17 protein-coding genes and 1 riboswitch are annotated in these 19331 nt (G+C 65.1%); of the genes, 10 read left to right on the top strand and 7 right to left on the bottom strand.

The window, feature by feature from the left end:
• Positions 1-894: an SDR family oxidoreductase gene (locus JMY28_RS21870; protein WP_201697997.1), complete on the bottom strand. Its 894-nt coding sequence runs from the start codon at positions 892-894 to the stop codon at positions 1-3.
• An 80-nt stretch (positions 895-974) separates the two neighbouring features.
• Between JMY28_RS21870 and JMY28_RS21875 the strand changes: the two genes are divergently transcribed.
• Positions 975-1820, top strand: a complete 846-nt coding sequence (locus JMY28_RS21875; RefSeq protein ID WP_201697998.1) for a helix-turn-helix transcriptional regulator — start codon at positions 975-977, stop codon at positions 1818-1820.
• Between the two features lie 185 nt (positions 1821-2005).
• Positions 2006-3484, top strand: coding sequence for an alkaline phosphatase family protein (locus JMY28_RS21880; protein WP_201697999.1), 1479 nt, complete (start codon positions 2006-2008; stop codon positions 3482-3484).
• Positions 3485-3687: 203 nt separating this feature from the next.
• On the opposite strand, the gene JMY28_RS21885 is transcribed toward JMY28_RS21880, so the two are convergent.
• From JMY28_RS21885 to JMY28_RS21895, 3 genes are all read right to left on the bottom strand, one after another.
• A complete protein-coding gene (locus JMY28_RS21885; protein ID WP_201698000.1) occupies positions 3688-3963 on the bottom strand; it encodes a CsbD family protein in 276 nt (91 codons plus the stop codon).
• 260 nt (positions 3964-4223) lie between these two features.
• A complete protein-coding gene (locus tag JMY28_RS21890) occupies positions 4224-5165 on the bottom strand; it encodes a hypothetical protein (protein ID WP_201698001.1) in 942 nt (313 codons plus the stop codon).
• A 304-nt stretch (positions 5166-5469) separates the two neighbouring features.
• Positions 5470-5961, bottom strand: a complete 492-nt coding sequence (locus JMY28_RS21895) for an LEA type 2 family protein (RefSeq protein WP_201698002.1) — start codon at positions 5959-5961, stop codon at positions 5470-5472.
• Positions 5962-6246: 285 nt separating this feature from the next.
• Between JMY28_RS21895 and JMY28_RS21900 the strand changes: the two genes are divergently transcribed.
• From JMY28_RS21900 to JMY28_RS21910, 3 genes are all read left to right on the top strand, one after another.
• Entirely contained in the window at positions 6247-7377 is a 1131-nt protein-coding gene (locus JMY28_RS21900; protein ID WP_328809440.1) for a GGDEF domain-containing protein, read from the top strand.
• 166 nt (positions 7378-7543) lie between these two features.
• Positions 7544-7786, top strand: coding sequence for a hypothetical protein (locus tag JMY28_RS21905; RefSeq protein ID WP_201698004.1), 243 nt, complete (start codon positions 7544-7546; stop codon positions 7784-7786).
• Between the two features lie 261 nt (positions 7787-8047).
• The gene (locus JMY28_RS21910) at positions 8048-8827 is read left to right on the top strand and encodes an ABC transporter substrate-binding protein (protein ID WP_201698005.1); all 780 of its coding nucleotides are present in this window, start codon (positions 8048-8050) and stop codon (positions 8825-8827) included.
• A gap of 63 nt (positions 8828-8890) precedes the next feature.
• Here JMY28_RS21910 and JMY28_RS21915 read toward each other — a convergent pair whose 3' ends face one another.
• Positions 8891-9787 carry an AraC family transcriptional regulator gene (locus JMY28_RS21915; RefSeq protein ID WP_201698006.1) on the bottom strand — a complete coding sequence of 299 codons (897 nt, stop codon included), beginning with the start codon at positions 9785-9787 and terminating at the stop codon, positions 8891-8893.
• A gap of 154 nt (positions 9788-9941) precedes the next feature.
• On the opposite strand from JMY28_RS21915, the gene JMY28_RS21920 reads away from it, so the two are divergent.
• Positions 9942-10721, top strand: coding sequence for an SDR family NAD(P)-dependent oxidoreductase (locus JMY28_RS21920; protein WP_201698007.1), 780 nt, complete (start codon positions 9942-9944; stop codon positions 10719-10721).
• Between the two features lie 9 nt (positions 10722-10730).
• On the opposite strand, the gene JMY28_RS21925 is transcribed toward JMY28_RS21920, so the two are convergent.
• The gene (locus JMY28_RS21925) at positions 10731-10934 is read right to left on the bottom strand and encodes a DUF3079 domain-containing protein (RefSeq protein WP_201698008.1); all 204 of its coding nucleotides are present in this window, start codon (positions 10932-10934) and stop codon (positions 10731-10733) included.
• A 249-nt stretch (positions 10935-11183) separates the two neighbouring features.
• Between JMY28_RS21925 and JMY28_RS21930 the strand changes: the two genes are divergently transcribed.
• The 3 genes from JMY28_RS21930 to JMY28_RS21940 all read left to right on the top strand — a co-directional run bounded on the left by JMY28_RS21930 (position 11184) and on the right by JMY28_RS21940 (position 16967).
• Positions 11184-13673 (top strand): penicillin acylase family protein, encoded by a 2490-nt coding sequence (locus JMY28_RS21930; protein WP_201698009.1) that lies wholly within the window; start codon positions 11184-11186, stop codon positions 13671-13673.
• Between the two features lie 66 nt (positions 13674-13739).
• Positions 13740-13811, top strand: a riboswitch (Fluoride riboswitch).
• Between the two features lie 92 nt (positions 13812-13903).
• A complete protein-coding gene (locus JMY28_RS21935) occupies positions 13904-15193 on the top strand; it encodes a voltage-gated chloride channel family protein (protein ID WP_201698010.1) in 1290 nt (429 codons plus the stop codon).
• A gap of 220 nt (positions 15194-15413) precedes the next feature.
• The gene (locus JMY28_RS21940) at positions 15414-16967 is read left to right on the top strand and encodes a methyl-accepting chemotaxis protein (protein ID WP_201698011.1); all 1554 of its coding nucleotides are present in this window, start codon (positions 15414-15416) and stop codon (positions 16965-16967) included.
• A 17-nt stretch (positions 16968-16984) separates the two neighbouring features.
• On the opposite strand, the gene JMY28_RS21945 is transcribed toward JMY28_RS21940, so the two are convergent.
• The gene (locus tag JMY28_RS21945) at positions 16985-18577 is read right to left on the bottom strand and encodes an EAL domain-containing protein (RefSeq protein ID WP_201698012.1); all 1593 of its coding nucleotides are present in this window, start codon (positions 18575-18577) and stop codon (positions 16985-16987) included.
• Positions 18578-18794: 217 nt separating this feature from the next.
• Here JMY28_RS21945 and JMY28_RS21950 point away from each other — a divergent pair, with 217 nt between their 5' ends.
• Positions 18795-19307 (top strand): hypothetical protein, encoded by a 513-nt coding sequence (locus JMY28_RS21950; RefSeq protein WP_201698013.1) that lies wholly within the window; start codon positions 18795-18797, stop codon positions 19305-19307.
• Positions 19308-19331 lie beyond the last annotated feature (24 nt).

The following is a 19331-nucleotide window of genomic DNA, read 5'->3' on the forward strand; positions in this document are numbered from 1 at the left end:
TCACACCTCGGCGAAGCGCGCTTCGTTCAGATCGGCGATGAGCGTCGGACCGGTCGGGCGCCAGCCGAGCCGCGCCTGGGTGAGCGCGCTCGAAGCGGGCATGTCCATACCGACGAACATACCCATCCACCCGAAATGCGCGGCCGCGTCCTCCGGCGCGATCGAACCGGCCGGCAGGCCGAGCCCGCGGCCGAGCGCCTCGGCGATTTCGCGGCTGCTCACGCCTTCTTCGCCGACCGCGTGATAGCGCGCGCCGGGCTGCCCTTTTTCCACGGCGAGGCGGTAGAGGCGCACGACGTCGGACAGATGGCCGGCCGGCCAGCGGTTCTGACCGTCGCCCACGTAGGCGCAAACACCTTTTTCGCGTGCGATCGCTACGAGCGGCGTAATGAGCCCCTGGCGCAACGGGTTGTGGACTTGCGGCAGCCGCACCGCGCCCACGTTGAGCCCCTGTTCCAGCAGCACTTGCCCGGCCAGTTCGGACGCAATGCGCGGGTTGGGATGGCTCGTATTGAGGACGTCTTCGCTCGCCAGCTCGCCGTGCGCTCCGCTGCCGATGCCCGTGCCGGAGGTGATGAGCAACGGTCGCCCGGAGCCGGCGAGCGCGGCGCCGAGTGCCGCAATGGCGCGCTTGTCCTTTTCGCAGTTCTCGACGAAGCGCGAGAAGTCATGATCGAAGGCGGTATGGATCACGGCGTCCGCCTGCTCCGCGCCGCTGCACAGCGTTTGCGGGTCCTCCAGCGTGCCGCGATGTACATGGGCGCCCGCCTTGGCGAGCGCCTGTGCGCCGGCTTCCGAGCGGGTCATGCCAATCACCTCGTGACCGGCTTCGATGAGTTCCGGCACGAGCGCCGAGCCGATGAAGCCGGTCGCACCGGTCAGAAAAATACGCATGGTCGCTTCTCCTGGGTCGTGACTGGCGTACTATCTCCAAATTCTTTATACCGTTAAAGTAGTGAGTTCATCATATTAAGATGACTAACAGGCTGTCCATTCCGATCCACTCGGCCGGCTCGCTCGGCGACTTCCTGAGGCGTTGCCGCACGCGGCTCGACCCGGCGAGTTTCGGCTTCAGCGGCCGCCGCCGCACGCCCGGGTTGCGCCGCGAAGAAGTGGCGCAGCGCGCCAACATCAGTCCGACCTGGTACACGTGGCTCGAACAGGGGCGCGGCGGCGCGCCTTCGCCGGAGGTGCTCGAGCGCATATGCAGCGCGCTGATGCTCACCGATCCGGAGCGCGAACACCTCTTCATGCTGGGGCTCGGGCGGCCGCCCGAAGTGCGCTACCGGCCCGTGGACGGGGTCAATCCGCGGCTGCAACGCCTGCTCGACTCGCTGCGCTTCAGCCCCGCCATCGTCAAGACGGCTACCTGGGAGGTCGTAGCCTGGAATCGCGCCGCCGCCGTCGTGCTGACTGACTACGGCAAGCTGCCGCCCGGTCAGCGCAATATTCTGCGCTTCCTGTTCTGCAACCCGGACGTGCGCGCCAAGCAGCACGACTGGGACAGCGTGGCCCGCTTCGTGGTGGGCGCGTTCCGGGCCGACGTTGCGCGCGCGGGCCTGGTTTCGGCAGTGGGTGAACTCGTCGAGGAGCTGTGCAGCGTCAGCCCCGAGTTCGACGCCCTGTGGCGCGACAACGAAGTGCTCACGCACGCGGAAGCCGACAACGTCAAGCGCCTGCACCATCCCACGCTCGGGCTGATCGCGCTGGAGCAGTCGGCGTTTTCCGTCGATGGCCGGCCGGACCTCCACATGATCGTCTACAACCCGGTCGACGCCGGGCAGGCCGAGCGCATCAAGGCGCTGATCGAGCAGTCGTGACGACGCTGTGTCCATCCTGACCTCCCTGGTCTTCCTCTCTCATCGCAACTAACCGCCTGTCCCCACGGCGGGCGCGAAGCTTGCGCGCAAGGGCCGTCCGCTGCTCGAAGTGGCGAGCGCGTATCGCTTCGCGGCTGCGAGGCAAGGACGCATTGCCTGCGCCGCATCCAACCGGGAGACGTGTCATGGGAGACGAGATTCACGAGAATCATGGCTATGACCGGCGCCGTTTTCTGGCCGGTGTAGCCGCGGTTGCTGGCAGCGTTGCGCTGTCGGGGTGCGGTGGCGGCGGCGGGGGATCGGGCGCTCAGGACGGCGAAGCGCCGGCGCCATCGATTGCCGACGTTCCCTCGCCAGACGGCGCCGACCGCTATAGCCTGCCGCGCCAGGCGCTGCCCGATCCGGCGACTTCGGGCATCGATTTCATCGTGCTGGTCACGATGGAAAATCGTTCATTCGACCACTTCCTCGGCTGGGTGCCGGGCGCCGAAGGCATGCCCGCGAACCAGCAATTCGCGGACGCGTTCGGCGTGATGCAAACGCCGTTTTCGCTCGCGGCGAATTCCGCCTATGGCTACCAGGCGTGCTCGTACCAGGACCCCAATCACAGCTACGACGGGGCCCGCACGCAACTGGCTTCCGGCGCGATGAACGGCTTTCTCCTCACGCCGGGCACGAGCCTGCACCAGGGCGACTTGCTGCCGATCGGTTACTACACCTCCGCCGATGTGCAGTTCTTCGACGCCGTGGAGAGCAGCTACACGATCGGCGACTTCTACTTCAGCGGCATCCTCACCAGCACGTTTCCCAACCGCCTCTACCTGCACAGCGGCGCAACCGATCGCCTCGACGACAGTATCGACAGTGCGTCGCTCCCCACGATCTGGGACAGGCTGAGCGCCGCGAATATCGGCTGCAACTACTACTATCACGACGTCCCGTTCACGGCGCTTTACGGCACGCGCTACGTCGGCATTTCGCATTCGTTTTCGGATTTTGTCTCGCATGCCGCGGCGGGCACGCTGCCACCGTTCTGCATGGTCGATCCGGCGTTCGCGGGCGAGCCGCAAGGCACGTCGGCGGACGATCATCCGCACGCGGACATCCGCAACGGGGAGGCATTTCTCGGGCAGGTCTACGAGGCGTTGCGCACGAGCCCGACGTGGAACCGCACGCTGATGATCGTCGTGTACGACGAATGGGGCGGTTTTCTCGAGCACGTCGTTCCGCCCACCAGACCGATCAGCAAGAACGAACTCGCGCTCGGCAACGACGGCAAGCTAGGTTTTCGCGTGCCGCTCGCGTTGTTGGGGCCGCGCGTTCGTGCGGGCACGGTCACGCGCTATCCGTTCGATCCGAGTTCGATTCACGCGCTGCTGCAATGGCGCTTCGGCTTGCAGCCGCTCGGCGTGCGCGGCAGCGATCCGGCGACGGTCAATCTTGCCTATGCGCTCGATTTCACCGACCCGCCTCGTACCGACGCCCCGGCGTTCACGATTGCCCAAGGCACGTTCGGCGGCGAGTGCTCAGGATTGCCCGGATTGTCGTCGTCAAACCCCGTGTCCTCGATCGATCAGTCGCAGCTTGCGACCAACCCGAACGTTGACCGCTTCGCAGACTTGCGCGCGAAAGCGGCTTCGTTAGGATTCCAGACGGGAGGTTAGCGCCGCGGCGTGGCCGCCTGTGTTCCGGTGTCGCCGTGTCAGCGCGCGGCGATCGATGCCGCGATGCGGTCGGCGAGTTCGCCGAGTACGCGGCTGAGCGCGGCGATGATGAAACAATAGCCGCCCGCGCCGATCGTGCCGGTAAGATTCTGCGTGACGCGCAGGCTGCGCGGCGCGCGGGCGTTCGCACGCCGTACCGGGGGTTATCCCCGGTCTTCGGTTCTGCTGCGGTTCAAGGCCCATGCCGCGCCGAGCGCGAAGCCAACGGCGGCGGCGAGCCCGATCGCCGTCATGGGCTTGTCGGCGACGTTGTCGCGCGTGGCGTCGGCGGCATTGTTCAATGCCTGCTGCGATTTGCCATATAGCACTTTGGCCTTGCCGGCCAATCCCGTGGCGGGGTCGCCCAGCACGCTGCCGGCCAGGTGCTGCGCTTCTCCCGCGACCTTGTTCGCGATGGCGTGTGCGTCTCTCGTGTCCATGATCGTCCTCCGGTGTGTTTCTCTAAAAGCCTTGCATGTCGCGCGATTGACGACGCGCGCGACAGGGGTGTCGCAAGATCAGTACCCCGAATGTCCCAAGCGCACCAAGCGCAGCAGGACGTCGTAACGTCAGTGCCAAAAGAGCGCGATGAGAATGATGATCGGAATCGGAACGCCGAGCAGATAAAGAAGAATCGAGCGCATGTGAGCCTCCTCACGGTTCGGAAATTGGCGTCATTGCCATGTCGGTAAAATTCGCGTCAAAACTCGCGCATCCGGCCGCCGATCGTCGCCATGAGACTCGCGGCAAAGGCACCCATCAGCAGGGAGATGAAGAGCCACAGCGTGACGTGGACAGTCGCCTTGCGGGCCGTTTCCACCGCAGCGCGCGCGGCGTTTTCCTCGGCTTGCGCCTTCTCCTGCAAGCGCGACCAGGTGGTCGTGACGCGGGCGCGGGCATCTGCCGGCGCGAGCCCCGTTTTTTGCGCCACGATGCGCGCCACGTAGTCGCTGTCGTCGGGCGAAAGCGCGCCGCCGGCAGGCAAGCTGTTGAGGAAGATGCGCGCAATCTCCTGCTTCTGTTGCGCGGTCGCGAAGACCGGGTCCGCGCCCGAGGTGTCCGAAGCGCTTGAAGTGCCTGCGGCGGGGCGCAGCATGCCGTCGATCAGATAGCCCATGGGCCAGGTGCTGTAGGCGGTAAGGGCGTTGCCACGGTTGAGCGCGCCGGTGCCGCTCGCCATGCGTTCGGTGCTTTGCGCGCCCACGCTCACGCCCTCGCGCGCCAGCCCCGAAATGGCCGACGTGAGGATGGCGGCGGAGAGGAGCGTGGCGAGCGCCCAGGCAAGAAAGCCGTGGGCGGTGTCGCGAAAGTGGGTCTCGTCGGTGCCGATGCCGGGCCAGTGCCGGCGCAGCCGCCCCGCGAGATACCCGCCGAGGCCGGCGGACATCACTTGCGTCACGCAGATCCAGATAACCGCCGCCACGCCGAAGGTTTTGGCGTGCGCGCCGCTGCCGGGCCATGGCGAGAGGGACGAAAGGCCGAGGCCTGTGCCGAGCGTGAGCAGAATGAGGGAAAAGGCGGCCATGCCCACCGCGCCGGCCACAATCGCGCTCCAGGAAACGGCGGCGCGTGCGCGTCCATATGGCTGTTGCTCGGCGCTTGCCGTTCCGTATTCAGCCGCAAGTCGATCGATATCTTCCATGGCGCTCCCCCTCGTCGGTCGTGGGCCTGCGCGGCGTAGTAAGCCGGCAGCAGGCGGGTCGAGAGTTGCAGCGCAGGAAGCGTGCCGCGCGCCGCGTGCTGGACGGCGGCGTGCTTATCAGCGGCTTATCAGCGGCTTATCAGCGGCTTATCAGCGGTTTGTCAGCGGCTTTTAGGCGCGTGCAGATGCCAGTAATGGTCTTCTTCCATCATGACGATGGCAGCGGGTACATCGTGCACGAGCGCTCGGCAATGCGGGCGGCTCCGCTCGAGCGGGGAGGCATACCCCGCTGGCGGCCACGCCGTCACGGGCCGAGCAGGCCTTCGGTCGGCAGCGACAGCTTGCCGTGGTCGACAAAGCGAGTGCCACCGCCTATGCCGCCTGCCAGGCGCCCGCGTATTTCGTAGGGAATGCTGCCGGCCTGTGCACTGCCCGCAAAGGCGAAAGCCTGGCGCACGGCGGCGAATGCCGGCACGGTCAACGGTACGACGACCACCGCTTCACCGTAGCGCGGCACGACGCCGCCTTGATCGCTCACGCCGCTGGCGAACGATTGACCGTTAAGATCCAGTTGCAGCGACACGCCGCTAAATTCGACCGGCGCGTCGTTGGGATTCTGGATGCGCAACTTCACGTTAAAGCGCATCTCCATGCCTTCGCCCTGGAGCGGCTCGAGCCCCGCGACGTTGACCCGCAGCGGGTCCTGACCCATCCCCGCGCAGCCGCCCAGCCAGAAAACCACGCAAAGCAAGGCGCAGAGCAGTCGAAGTGCGCGTCTGGTGTCAGGTGCTGGCATGGAAGGTACCTCGCCCGTAGAGTCCGCAGGAGCCGTTTAGTGTAGCGTCGATCCGTCGCGCGTTTCGTACAGTGGCAGGGATCCAGGCGAAACCTGCGATACGATATGTCCCCGACGCTTATGCGACACGCGCGATATGCGCAACTCGCGGCTAAAAATAGTTTCAATTTGCTTTCAACGATCAGGCGTTGCCTCGCGCGTCCCTGATTCTCTCCTTTCGTTGCCCGGCCCGTTCTCATGCTCAGCGCAATCGCTCTATTCGGGATCTTGATCGTATCTTGCCTGATGAGCGTCGCCATCCTGGGCTCGCTGATTCGAACCGCCGTGCCGGGCGTGCGCCGCTGGTGTCTGGGCTATGCGCTGCTGGCAGCGGCCTCCGCCTGGATCGTGCTCGCCGGCGCGCGGGCTGGCGGGATGACGATCGTCGGCGCTTCGATCGCGACCTTGGGCGCCGTGGTACTGCTCGTGCAGGGCACGCGCCAGTTCTTCGGCAAGCGTGCCGTGTGGGGCGCGGAATCCGCGGCGCTTGTTGTGATCTGTGCAGCGCTCGTGTATTTCACGTGGGTGTCGCCCAATGTCGACGCGAGGGGCGTGCTCATTTCGCTGGGCCTCATCTATGGGCGGCTCGCGGTGGGGACATTGGCGCTTCGCCATGCCTCGTGCGAGGGCACGCGCTACCCATGCCGGCTCATCGCCGTGGCCGCCGGGCTCGGGGCGCTCGTTTATGTCGCGCGAATCGGCGCGATTGTCTTCGGCGCCGCGCCGTCACTTTCGTTTGTGCAGCCGTCTCCCTGGAACGTGGTGCTGCTCGGGCTCGCGATCCTCACGTTGCCCTGCATGTCGATCGGTATGGTGATGCTCGCTCACGATCGGGTCCTGGGGAGAATGGAAAAGCTCGCGACGATCGACGAACTGACGGGCGCACTCACGCGCGGTGCGTTCATCGCCCGGGCGCAAGTCCTGCTTTCGCAAGCGCGGGAGAAGGGCGATCCCTTGTCGATCGCCATTCTCGACATCGACAACTTCAAGGCTGTCAACGACGGCTTTGGCCACGCGGTGGGCGATCGCATTCTCAAGCACGTCGCCTCGGTCGTCACCGGCCAATTGAGGTCGTGCGATCTGTTCGGACGGCTGGGTGGCGAAGAGTTCGCGATCCTGTTCGCCTACGCGCAAAAGCACGACGCAGCGACGCTGACGAATACGCTCAGGCTCGCTGTCGAGCGTTCGCCCGCCGAAGGCGTGCACTGCACGCTCAGCGCGGGCGTTGGCAAGTTCGTGCCGGCCGATACGCTGGAGAGCGCGATGGTGCGGGCCGACGCTGCGCTTTATATGGCGAAGGCGGCGGGGCGCAATCGCGTCATCATGACATCGGACGCCGAAGAAGGCGAAGCGCGCTACCTCGCCGAATCTCGTTGAATCGCGCTGAATAAATGCTTGCCCGGTAAATTTATTCCAGGGAGAATTCGCGCTGACGAAGCCGGCATCGACGCTGGCTTCGTGCGACCCGGTGCGTCGTACCGGGCAGGTCAATCATTTCTCGGGCAATGGCGTCCGCAACGGTGGTCATGCCGGATAACTGCCCATGTTCAAGCGCATTCTTATCGAACTCGCCCGTGTGTTCGTCCCGGCCTGGCGAAACTCCGACTTGCCCGCTCTGCTCGACCTCTCGCGCAGCGCTTTCGATAGTGCGGCCATCGAGCGGGAAAGCGCTCTGTCCCGATTGCGCGACTGTGCGGGCATGCGTGCGGCCCGCTCGCGCCGCCGCGTCTGGAGGCTTCGCGAAGATCGCTATGGTCGGCAAGGTGCATTCCCCCGCCGTCACTAGTTTAGGGGTCTTCCCTGCCATGCAAGCGGGCTGGCCCGGCTCCTCCTGAGTTTCTCCCAGGGTTCTCCCGCGCCATAGGTGTTTTCGCGTGTTTTTGACGACTCGACGCGAGTATTCTGGACTGCTACCTTGTCTGGCGCAGGTGCACCCACGGCGTCGACCACGCTTGCGGCGCGTGCCGCTGGGGAACGTCCGCGCGCAACCATGCGGGCGGAGTCCATGTCTTGAGCACTCTGTCTATCCAGAACCGAGGGAGATCCCATGAAAAAGTTGTTTGCAGCCGTGTCTATTGCCTTGATCTCCGCCACGGCCAGCGCCGGAGCATTTGCGGCGGACACCATTCGCTTTGGTGTCGATGCGAGCTATCCGCCGTTTGAATCGAAAGCACCGGACGGCAAACTGGTCGGCTTCGACATCGATCTCGGCAACGAGATCTGCCACCGTCTGAATGCGCAATGCGTCTGGATCGAAAACGACTTCGACGGCATGATCCCGGCGCTCAAGGCGCGCAAGTTCGACGGCGTGCTCTCGTCGATGTCGATGACTCCTGCGCGCAAAGAGCAGATCGCGTTCTCGGACAAACTGTTCAACACGCCGACGCGCCTCGTCGCCAAGACGGGCTCGGGCATCAAGCCGACTGCGGAATCGCTCAAGGGTAAGCGCGTGGGCGTGGAGCAGGGCACGATTCAGGAGGCCTACGCAAAGGCGCATTGGGCAACGGCTGGCGTGGAGGTCGTGCCTTACCAGAACCAGGACCAGGTCTATCAGGACCTGCTGGCCGGCCGCGTGGACGCGGCGCTGCAAGACGCCGTGCAGGCCGACGTGGGCTTCCTGAAGACGCCGCGCGGCCAGGGCTACAGCTTCGCGGGCGGCGACCTGGATGACCCGGCTACGCTCGGCAACGGCGCCGGCATCGGCCTGCGCAAGGAAGACACCGCGCTCAAGACGAAGATCGACGGTGCGATTGCCAGCATCATCAAGGACGGCACGTACAAGAAGATCGAGAAGAAGTACTTCGACTTCGACGTGTATGGCAAGTGATGTTTGATCAATGACGTGCGCACGGCGCGAAAGCGGACGCATTGCTTTCGCGCCGCGTGCACCCTACGCGGCCTCGCGCATTGCCTTCGCCTGGCTCGACTCTTTTTTCGGTGGCGCGCCAAACATGCGCGTGTATTCCCGGCTGAACTGCGAGGCGCTCTCGTAACCCACTTCGAATGCGGCGGCCTGTACGCTCATCGACAGTGAAAGCAGCAGTCTACGGGCTTCCAGAAGCCGCAATTGCTTCTGGTATTGAAGGGGCGGCAGCCCCGTCAACGCCTTGAATTGGCGGTGGAACGCCGACGCGCTGAGCTGGGCGAGCGCCGCCAGGTCTTCCACCCGCACGGGCTCGGCAAACCGCTTCCGCAAATTTTCTACTGCGCGCCGCAGACTATGAGACGGGCTTTCGGTCGACGCGAGCCGCGCGATTTCAGATCCATTCGGACCCCTTAGCAGCCAGTAGCAAATCTCGCGCATGAGCATGGGGTACAGCATGCCGATTGCGTCGGGCGTATCCAGCAGGCGCACGGCGCGCAGCGCGCAATCGGAGAGGGGGCCATCGAAGTTCGCGACGAACACGCCGCGGCTTGCGTCTGCCGCCGGCACGGGCGCAGGCGACATCTCTCTCGCTACGGCGCGCAGCGTGGCGAGCTCCAGCTCGAGAATCAGAACCAGGCAAGGTTTGTCCGGGCTCGCTTCGAACACGCGGCCCCGCGACGGCGTTTCCACGCCGACCACGAGCGCCTGACCGGCCCGGTATTCCAGTTGCGCCCCACCAAAACTCGCCCATTTGGCGCCTTGAGCGACGATGCACAAAGCCGGGCGCGCCGAGCGAAACGTGGGCGGGGCGGGGTGGTCGGAGCGCAGAATGAGCAGTCCGTCGGCAGCGGTGCTGTATGGGCTCGTGCCTGGCTGCGTTTGCGTATAGCGCAGCAGGGCGGCGGCCAGTTCGTTCGTCATGGCGGCTCGATCAGGAACGCGCGATGGAAAGCGCCCGTCGACCCATCTTAGTCAGCGAAGCAGGATTAGGCAAGAATCGGGCAGATTCGGGTATTCACTCGCAGGGGGCGCCAGGCTCAGAATCGACGCTATCCAAACTAGCGAGAGGTGCCAAATGGCAACGAACAAAGGCAGTCAGCCGGGCGCGAAAATCGCGGTCATCACCGGAGGCAGCCGCGGCATTGGCCGCGACACCGTTCTGCGGCTGGCAAGCCGCGGCGTCCACACGGTTTTCACTTACAACACCAATCGAGCCGAGGCAGAGAAGGTCTGTGCGGAGGTCGCTCAAGCGGGCGGCCGGGCGATTGCGCTGCAATTGGACATGGCGAATTCGGGCGCGTTCGACGACTTCGTCGCGCGCCTGCGAGAAGCACTTGGAACGCTGAACGCGAAGGGCTTCGACTATCTGGTGAACAACGCCGGTATTTCTTCCACAGCCACGCTTGCGGCCGGCACCGAAGCGGAACTCGACGCGCAGTTCGCGGTGCACTTCAAGGGGCCGTTTCTGCTGACGCAAAAGCTGCTGCCGCTCATTCATGACGGCGGCCGGATCGTGAACCTCTCCTCGGGCCTTGCGCGTTTCGCGTTTCCGGGCCGCGCGATTTACGGCCCGATGAAGGCGGCCGTCGAAGCGCTCACACGCTATATGGCGCTCGAACTCGCGCCGCGCCGAATCGCGGTCAACGTCGTGGCGCCAGGCGCCATTGCGACCGACTTTAGCGGCGGCATCGTGCGGGACAATCCGGAGGTCAACAAAGCCGTGGCGGAACATACCGCGCTGGGCCGCGCGGGATTACCGACTGACGTGGGGCCCGTTATCGCGGGTTTATTGTCGGATGACTTTGGCTGGGTGAATGCGCAGCGCATCGAGGTGGCTGGCGGCATGCATATTTGATTGCGCCGGTCATGGCGTGACGCTTGTGCCGGACGCGTCGACTTCGATGCCCCAGTCGCCCTGTTCGAGCCAGTCGTCGCCGAGCAGTTCGGCCGGATGCTGCGTGCGGCTCTGGCCGTTGCCGCATCGCATGTCGTTGGCGGGGCAGTAGTGGTCGCATCCCCAGCACAAGCGCTCTGGGTGCGGTGGGTGAATCGGAAACTTCTTTGCCATGATGTCGCCCCTGTGCGATCTCGAACAGAACGCAATAGCAAGATTGTCGTCCTTGCGTGGCACGGTGGCTGATGGCAGAGTGTCGCGCCCAGCTAGCGCGGGGAGCGAAGACGCGAACGAAAGGCGCAGCGCCGTGCGTCCGCGCAGTTGCCGCAGGGTGTCGCATCGTCATGCTATGGTCGTACGGCATCCGGCCAATCCGGTCGCAGCGCCAGGAAGCGCTAAACAAATCGATCCGCATGCTCAGTCATGACCCGTTCGAGCCTTTCTTCGCAAAAGCGGCGCCGCGCGTGGCCGCTGATGTTGTTGTGTGCCGTCGTCATCGTCCTGGCCGCTGTGGTGCTGGCGGTCTGGCTGACATTGCGCGCCAGCTTGCCGCAACTGGACGGCACGCGTGCCGCGCCGCTCGTTGCACCGGTGACGATCGGGCGCGACGCGGTTGGCGTACCGACGGTGCAGGGCAGCACGCGTGGCGACGTCGCGTATGCGAGCGGTTTCGTTCACGCGCAAGACCGTTTCTTCCAGATGGATTTGTTGCGCCGGGTCGCCGCTGGCGAGATGGCGGCGCTCATCGGACCGGCGGCGTTGCCTCTGGACCGCCGCGACCGGCCCTTGCGCTTTCGCGAACGCGCACAGACGGCGCTCGCCGCGCTCTCCGCCGACCAGCGGCAACTGATCGAACGCTATACGGCGGGCGTCAACGACGGCCTGCGCTCGCTTCGCGCGCGGCCGTTCGAATACTGGTTGTTGCGCACGCAACCGACGCCGTGGCTTCCCGAGGACACCGTGCTCGCGGTCTATGCGATGTACTTCGATCTTCAGTACGACCAGGTGAGACGCGTGCTGTCGCGCGCGGCGCTACGCGAGCGCGTCCCCGCCGAACTGCTTGCGTTCCTGCTCCCTGAGACGAGCCACTGGGACGCCCCGCTCGACGGGCAGCGCGCATGGGTGCAGCCGCCGGCGGCGCTGCCCGCAGCGCCCCCATCATGGCTCCCGGCAACGCAGTCCGCCGTCGATGTCGAACCGGATGCCACAGCGCTGCTCAGCAGCGTGCCCGGTTTCGCCGGCAGTGAGAGCGCGGTCGATTCGATGGTCGGCAGCAACGGGTTCGCGGTCGACAGCGCGCATAGTGCACACGGCGGCGCGCTGCTCGCGAGCGACATGCACCTCGGCCTGTCGCTGCCGAACGTCTGGTACCGCATCTCGCTCGTCTATCCCGCGCCCGATGGCGGCGAGCGGCGTATCACGGGTGTTAGTTTGCCGGGTACGCCGTCCGTGGTGGCCGGCAGCAATGGCCATATCGCGTGGGGCTTTACCAACAGCTATGGGCGCTTCGTCGATCTGGTCGAACTTCAACGCGATCCGGCCGATCCATTGCGCTACCGGGTGCCGGGCGGCGGATGGGAGAGGGCGCGGGTGATCCACGAGCGCCTCGACGTGAACGGCGGCGCGAGCGTTGATCTGCCAGTCGTGCAAACGCGCTGGGGGCCGCAACTCGTGGCCGGCGAACACGCGTATGCATTGCATTGGGTCGCGCAAGATCCCCAGGCGACCAATATGAACTTCATGCGGCTCGAAGGCGCCACGAACGTCGCCGACGCGTTGCGCGCCGCGCAGACCTTCGGCATGCCGACGCAGAACTTCATGGTGGCCGACGCGCAAGGCCATATCGGCTGGACGCTCGCCGGGCCGCTGCCACGCTTCGCGGACGCCGACGGTGATGCGGCAGCGCTCGCGAGCTTGCCGTACCGCTCCGAAACGTATGCCGGCTGGCAAGGGTATCGCCCGCCCGATGCGTATCCGGCGCGCGTCGATCCGCCAGCCGGCCGCATCTGGACCGCGAACAACCGTACCCTGCCGCTGGAGGACGTGGCGCGCATCGGCGACTCCGGCACGGATCTCGGCGCGCGCGCAACGCAGATACGTAACGACCTGCTTGCGCTGCCGCATGCGACCGAGCGCGACCTGCTCGCAGTGCAGACCGACGACCGCGCGTTCTGGATCGCGTACTGGCGACGCGTCGCGCTAGCGCCGCTCGATGCGCGCGCACTCGACGGCCATCCCAAACGCGCCGAATTCCAGCGGCTGGTTCAAGCGTGGGATGGCTGCGCCGATGTCGATGCAGTCGGCTACCGGCTGGTGCGCGCGTTCTACGATTCGCTCTACGAATCATGGTTCGGTGTACTGGACAAGCAGATGGCCGCGATTGCGCCGGACCTGAGCTATCGCGCGGCGAACTCGCGTTACGAAGCGACCATGGAGACACTCGCCGACCATCACGCCTGGATACCGGGTGGTTTCGCGGACTGGCGCGCGTTCATGCTGGAGCGCATCGACCACACGATCGAACGCTTTCCCAAGGGCACGAAGCTCGAAGACGCGCGCTGGGGCGAGCGCAACCGGTCGGCAATTGCGCATCCGTTCGCGCGCATGGTGCCGGAGTGGCTGCCGTGGGTTCGCGGCTGGCTCAGCGCGCCGCACGACCCGCTGCCGGGCGACATCAATATGCCGCGCGTGCAGACGCCGGTGTTTGGCGCGTCCGAGCGTTTTGCGGTGTCGCCCGGGCGCGAGCAGGACGGTATCTTCGAGATGCCGGGCGGCCAGTCGGGCAATCCCATGTCGCCGTATTTCCTTGCGGGACATGAAACATGGGTGCATGGCGACGCTGCGCCGTTCGTGCCGGGTCCCGCCGTTCATATACTCAAGCTCATACCGGCTCGCGCGCAGGCTGGAAACTGAGGCTCACAGGTTAGCGAGCGTGGCGACGATCCTGTTGCAGTGCCCTAAGTTGTCGCATAGAATCGCCGGGCTTTCGGAGATGGCATTCCTCCCGTAACCGCCCTGCATTCCCGCAGCGCTGATGATGCCTACGAGTTCCTGGGTGCAGGAGGTCGTAGGCCGTCCACGCGACGCCCCCTGTCGCCCAGGTACGCAAATGCGACGCAAACGCGACGCAAACCTGGACCGCAATGAAACCCCTGAAGTCTATCGAGCCGTTCGCGATGGTTCCGTACCTCGCGCGCTGGCTGCTGCTCTCGTCCGTCCTTGGTGCCCTGGCGGGCAGCGCATCCGCCGTGTTCCTCTATGCGCTCGATCGCGCGACCGATATCCGCGTCGCCCACGCCTGGCTGCTCTGGCTGTTGCCCGTTGCCGGCTTCGTGACCGGCTGGGTCTATCACCGTGTCGGCAAGCCGGTAGAAGGCGGGAACAACCTGCTGATCGACGAAATCCACGACCCCCGAAAAATCGTGCCCAAGCGGATGGCGCCGCTCGTGCTCGTCGCCACCGTGGTCACGCATCTGTTCGGCGGCTCGGCCGGGCGCGAGGGCACGGCCGTGCAGATGGGCGGCGCGCTCGCCGACCAGGTGACGCGTCTCTTCGGCCTCGACCGGGAAGACCGCCGCATCCTGCTGATGGGCGGCATCGCCGCGGGCTTCTCGTCCGTGTTCGGCACGCCGTTGGCTGGCGCGATCTTCGGGCTGGAAGTGCTCGCAATCGGGCGCCTGCGTTATGACGCGTTGCTCACCTGCGTGGCGTCGTCGCTGGTCGCGGACCAGGTGTGCCGTGTTTGGGGCATCCATCACACGGTCTACAGCATTGCGTTCGTTCCGCCCGTCTCGCCGCTCGGTCTTGCATCGGTCATCCTCGCGGGCATCGCGTTCGGCGTGGTGGGCATGCTGTTCGCCGACTCGACGCACGCGCTCTCGGCGTTCATCAAGCGCAAGATTGCCTACGCGCCGGCGCGACCGTTCGTGGGCGGCATCGTCGTAGCGGTTGTCGCAACCGCGCTGAACGTGCCGCAATATCTCGGCTTGGGCATTCCGACCATTGTCGAGTCGTTCAATCATCCGTTGCCCGTCTACGACTTCGCGGGCAAGTTCGGCTTCACGGTCGTGACGCTTGCCTCGGGTTTCAAAGGCGGCGAAGTCACGCCGCTGTTCTATATCGGCGCGACGCTCGGCAATGCGTTGGGGCATGTGCTGGCGTTGCCGATGCCTGTGCTCGCGGGCCTCGGTTTCGTCGCCGTATTCGCTGGCGCCGCTAACACGCCTGTCGCTTCGACCGTCATGGCAATCGAGTTGTTTGGCGCCGACATCGGCATGTATGCGGCGCTGGCCTGCGTGGTGGCTTATCTGTTTTCTGGCCACACGGGCATCTACCGCGCGCAACGCGTGGGGCAGGCGAAGCATCCACTTCTGCCCGCTGGCATGCGGCTTTCGGACATCCCCGCGTTGCGCCGTGCACGCAACGACGATTGAGCCCCAGCAACGCGACATCGTTGTCTTGTCCACCTAAAAGCGAATCGCGCCTGGCTGGTTAGCAGAAGTCCGCTGACGACGCTAGAAGCGCCGACTGATTCTCCCTATATCCGTTCCCCGCCTACCCTCGGTGGGGTGATTGAGTCAAGCTTGCCGCGCTCGCGTCGAGGCATGCTCTCGACGCGAGCGACATAACAGGGAATCGAATAAGGGGACAGCCATGAAGTGGCTCGATCGCATGACGGTATTCAAAAAGCTGCTCACAGCGTTCGCCGTTGTGATCGTATTTGCGGTAGCCGTCGGTGTTGCCGGCGTCTCGTCGCTGGCGTCGATGCACGATCTCGCCGATGCAATCTGCAACCGGCACATGAGCGGCCAGTTCTGGCTGGAGGAGGCGGCCCGCAGCAAGCTGAGCACGGACCTCGACGCAGCGAATCTGGGCTACGCCGATGAAGCGGGTCGCCATCGACTCAAGGAAGACATCGTCGCGCAACTCAAGCGCATGCATGAGTCGCTGGATCGCTACGCCGATGCAGGCGTGTCGGCTGGCGACCGCGCCCTTTATGACGACGTGCTCAGGAAAACCTCGGCATGGGAGGCGATCGTGCATCAGCAGATCGGTTTCGAGCCGGTGCCGACAGGCGTGGACAATGCCGAACTCGTGCGCCGCGCGATTGCGGCGAGCGTTGCGTTGGGCGACAGCGTGACCGCACTGATCGATTCGCTGCAACGCGAGGCGAAAAACGCGCAGACCGAAGCCACGGCGCAATTCCAGCACATGCGCACCCTCATCATGGCGATTCTGCTCGGGGCGGTCGCGACCGGCGCGCTGCTAGCCTGGTTGATTTCGCAACGGCTTTCACGCCAGCTGGGCTGCGAGCCCGCTCGCGCCATGGAGATTGCTGGCCGTATCGCGGCCGGCGATCTTTCGGTATCCATAGAAACGCGTGCCGGCGATTCGAGCAGCCTGCTACACGCGCTGGGCGAGATGCGTGTGCAGCTCGCGGGCATCGTGGCCAACATTCATGACTCGAGCGGCTCCATTCTTCTCGCTGCCCGCGAAATCTCGCAGGGCAACACCGACCTCTCGCAACGCACCGAAGAGCAGGCGGCGTCGCTCGGCGAAACCGCGACGAGCATGGAGCAACTGACTTCGACCGTGCGGCAGAATGCCGGGAACGCTAGACAAGTGGGCGGACTCGCCCGCGGCGCTTCGGAGGTTGCGGCGCGCGGCAGCGAGTTGGTGAGCGAAGTGGCGAGAACAATGAACGAGGTGGCGCAGGACGCGAAGCGCATGACCGATATCATCGCGACGATCGAAAAAATCGCGTTCCAGACCAATATTCTCGCGCTCAACGCCGCCGTAGAATCGGCGCGCGCCGGCGAGCAAGGGCGCGGCTTTGCGGTCGTCGCGGGCGAGGTGCGCGCGCTCGCGCAGCGCAGCGCGGCTTCGGCGCGGGAGATCAAGGCGCTGATTGAAGCCTCGACGGCGGGTGTCGCAAACGGCGCAACGCTGGCGCAGCGCGCGGGCTCGACGATGGTCGAAGTGACGGCGGCGGTGCAGCGCGTCACCGACATCATGGGCGAGATCGTCGCCGCCTCGGGCGAGCAAAGCACGGGCATCGAGCAGGTCAATCGCGCGGTCGCGCAAATGGACCAGGTCACGCAGCAAAACGCGGCCCTGGTCGAACAGGCGGCCGCCGCTGCAAGCTCGATGGCCGATCAGGCGGCGCAGTTGCAGCAGGCCGTTTCGGTATTCAGATTCGCGCATTAAGCCGCTTTTTGCTTCGCTTACATCGCCGGCATGCTGTTCGCCTCGCGCGGCATGCGATGCTTGCCCAGCCATTTCGCGAGATCGCCGGCGGACATCGCCTTCGCGTAGTACCAGCCCTGGCCATACTGGACGCCTTTATCGCGCAGCCACGTCACCTGTGCGCCCGACTCCACGCCCTCGGCGACGATTTGCAGGCCCAACTCATGGGCCATCGAAATGATGTGCGGCGCGACGACACTCGAGGCGGTGTCCTGGACAATCGTATCGACGAACGACTTGTCGATCTTCAGCACGTCGACCTCGAAGGTCTGCAGATACGAGAGGCTCGAGTAGCCGGTGCCAAAATCGTCGATATAGATGGGATGACCGGCGGCCCGGAACGCCGCAATGAAACCGCGCGTGGCTTCTGCGTTCATGAAGCTGCGCTCCGTCGCCTCGATGCGGATTTGCGCGGGCGCGATGCCGGTTCCATTGAGCGACGCGGTAAGGAGGTTCAGAAAGCGGAAGCTCTGCAGATCCTCGCCGCTCACGTTGATCGAGACATAAAACGAAGGATTCGCCGTGAGCAATTTCCCGAGTTGCGCGATGGTCTTTTCGAGCACGAGATCGGTCAAAGGCTGAATGAGGTGATTGTCTTCGGCCACGCGCACGAAGACCTCGGGCGAGATGGCGCGTCCGTTCAGCGTCCAGCGCACCAGCGCTTCGGCGCCGGCGCACTGGTTGTCGGCGAGCCGCACGATGGGCTGGAAAACTACGTCGATCTTGCGCCGGGAAATGGCCCAGTGCAGCGTCGCGGGAAACGAGAGTTGCCGCGAAACGCGCTTGTAGGCGAGCCAGCCCAGCGCGGCGCCCGCGAACACGCCGATGGTCAGCCACGCGGCGAGCAGTTTGGGCCAGTCGCCCGCGACGCTGCTGCGCGGCGACATCACCACGACGCCGAGCGGCCGTGTCGACGAATGGGCGACAGCGTAATTCCACTCGTCGCTCTTCACGTTGCCGCTGTGCTTCCACGCATTGAGCATGTCGTCGGGATCCGCGCCAGCCGAGATGGCGAGCAGCCTGCCCGTCGTAATCTGGACCACGGCGATGGGGCGTCTCGCCGGATCGATGAGATCGACGTAGGAGCCCGGATCGATGGAAACGTAGTGGCCATCGCGGCCCATCTGAATGTCCTTGCGGACGTCGCTTAGCGGGCTCTTCTGCTCGAACCACACCAGGTAGCCGTCGTTGCTGCGATAGTCGGGCGGCGGCAGCGTGAGATCCTGGTTGCGCACGTCGCCAAGCAGCGGAGAGCAGAGATAATGCCCATCGGCGTAGGTGCCGGCATCCTGAACATAGCGGTAGTTGTAGATGACACGCGCGGCCTGTTCGAGGTTGGACGGCGAGCAGGGCGCGCCCGGTTCCCGGTCCAGGTCGGAAAGGGCGGCGATGGCCTGGTACGTGACGAGGTCCGTGCGCATCACCGCCTTGTCGGCGAACTCGCTGAGCTCGAGACGGTCGCGCCGCTGGACGTCCTTGTTCGCGACGTAAAGACTCGTGAAAACGGGGACGAGGGTGGCGAGGCACCCAAGGGCGACCGAAGCCGCAATCAGCGTGATGCGCTGGATCATTCCGCACCCCGGGGGTATGGAACGTTAGGAAACGAACCGCAGACCGGAAGGGCACGCGCGGCGCGCCTCCGATATTCTGGAGCCCGAACATCACATCGAAGCATACTCCCGCCACCGATGGCTTGCCGGTAGGACCATGGTCCGATTGTCCGCATCGGCCACGCCCGGCATGATCTGCACGTGTTGTTCGCCAGGTTCGCGGCTCAAGGGGGCGTGAATGGGGACGCTGTCCAACAACGTGAAGCGCGCGTGGCTTGCCGCCGCGATGGCGCTCGTGGCCGGTTGCGCCCAGCCGTGGCAAAGCGTCGAGCCGGGCACTGACCAGTCCGCGTTGATCGCGCGTCTCGGGCCGCCGCGCGAAACCTATAACCTGCCGGACGGCGGCAAACGGCTCATGTGGCCGACCCAGCCGATGGGGTCGACGAACACCGTGGCCGACATCGACGCGAGCGGCAAGGTCGTGAGTGTGCGCCAGGTCTTGCAGGAGAGCGAGTTCTATCGCGCCAGAGTCAACGAGTGGACACGTGACGATGTCCTGATCAATTTCGGCCGGCCCGCGGAGACCGCATACTTTTCGCGCATGCAGCGGGAAGTCTGGTCCTACCGCTACATCGAGAACAACATCGACTACATGATGTTCCACTTCTACTTCGACGATCAGGGGATCTTGCGACTCACGCAAAAGACGCCTGATCCGATGCGCGACCGGAACCTGAGGCGCGGGTTCTAGGGACGCTCAATTCCAGTTCCGGTC

The sequence above is a fragment of the Paraburkholderia hiiakae genome (assembly GCF_904848665.1).
Classification (GTDB): domain Bacteria; phylum Pseudomonadota; class Gammaproteobacteria; order Burkholderiales; family Burkholderiaceae; genus Paraburkholderia; species Paraburkholderia hiiakae.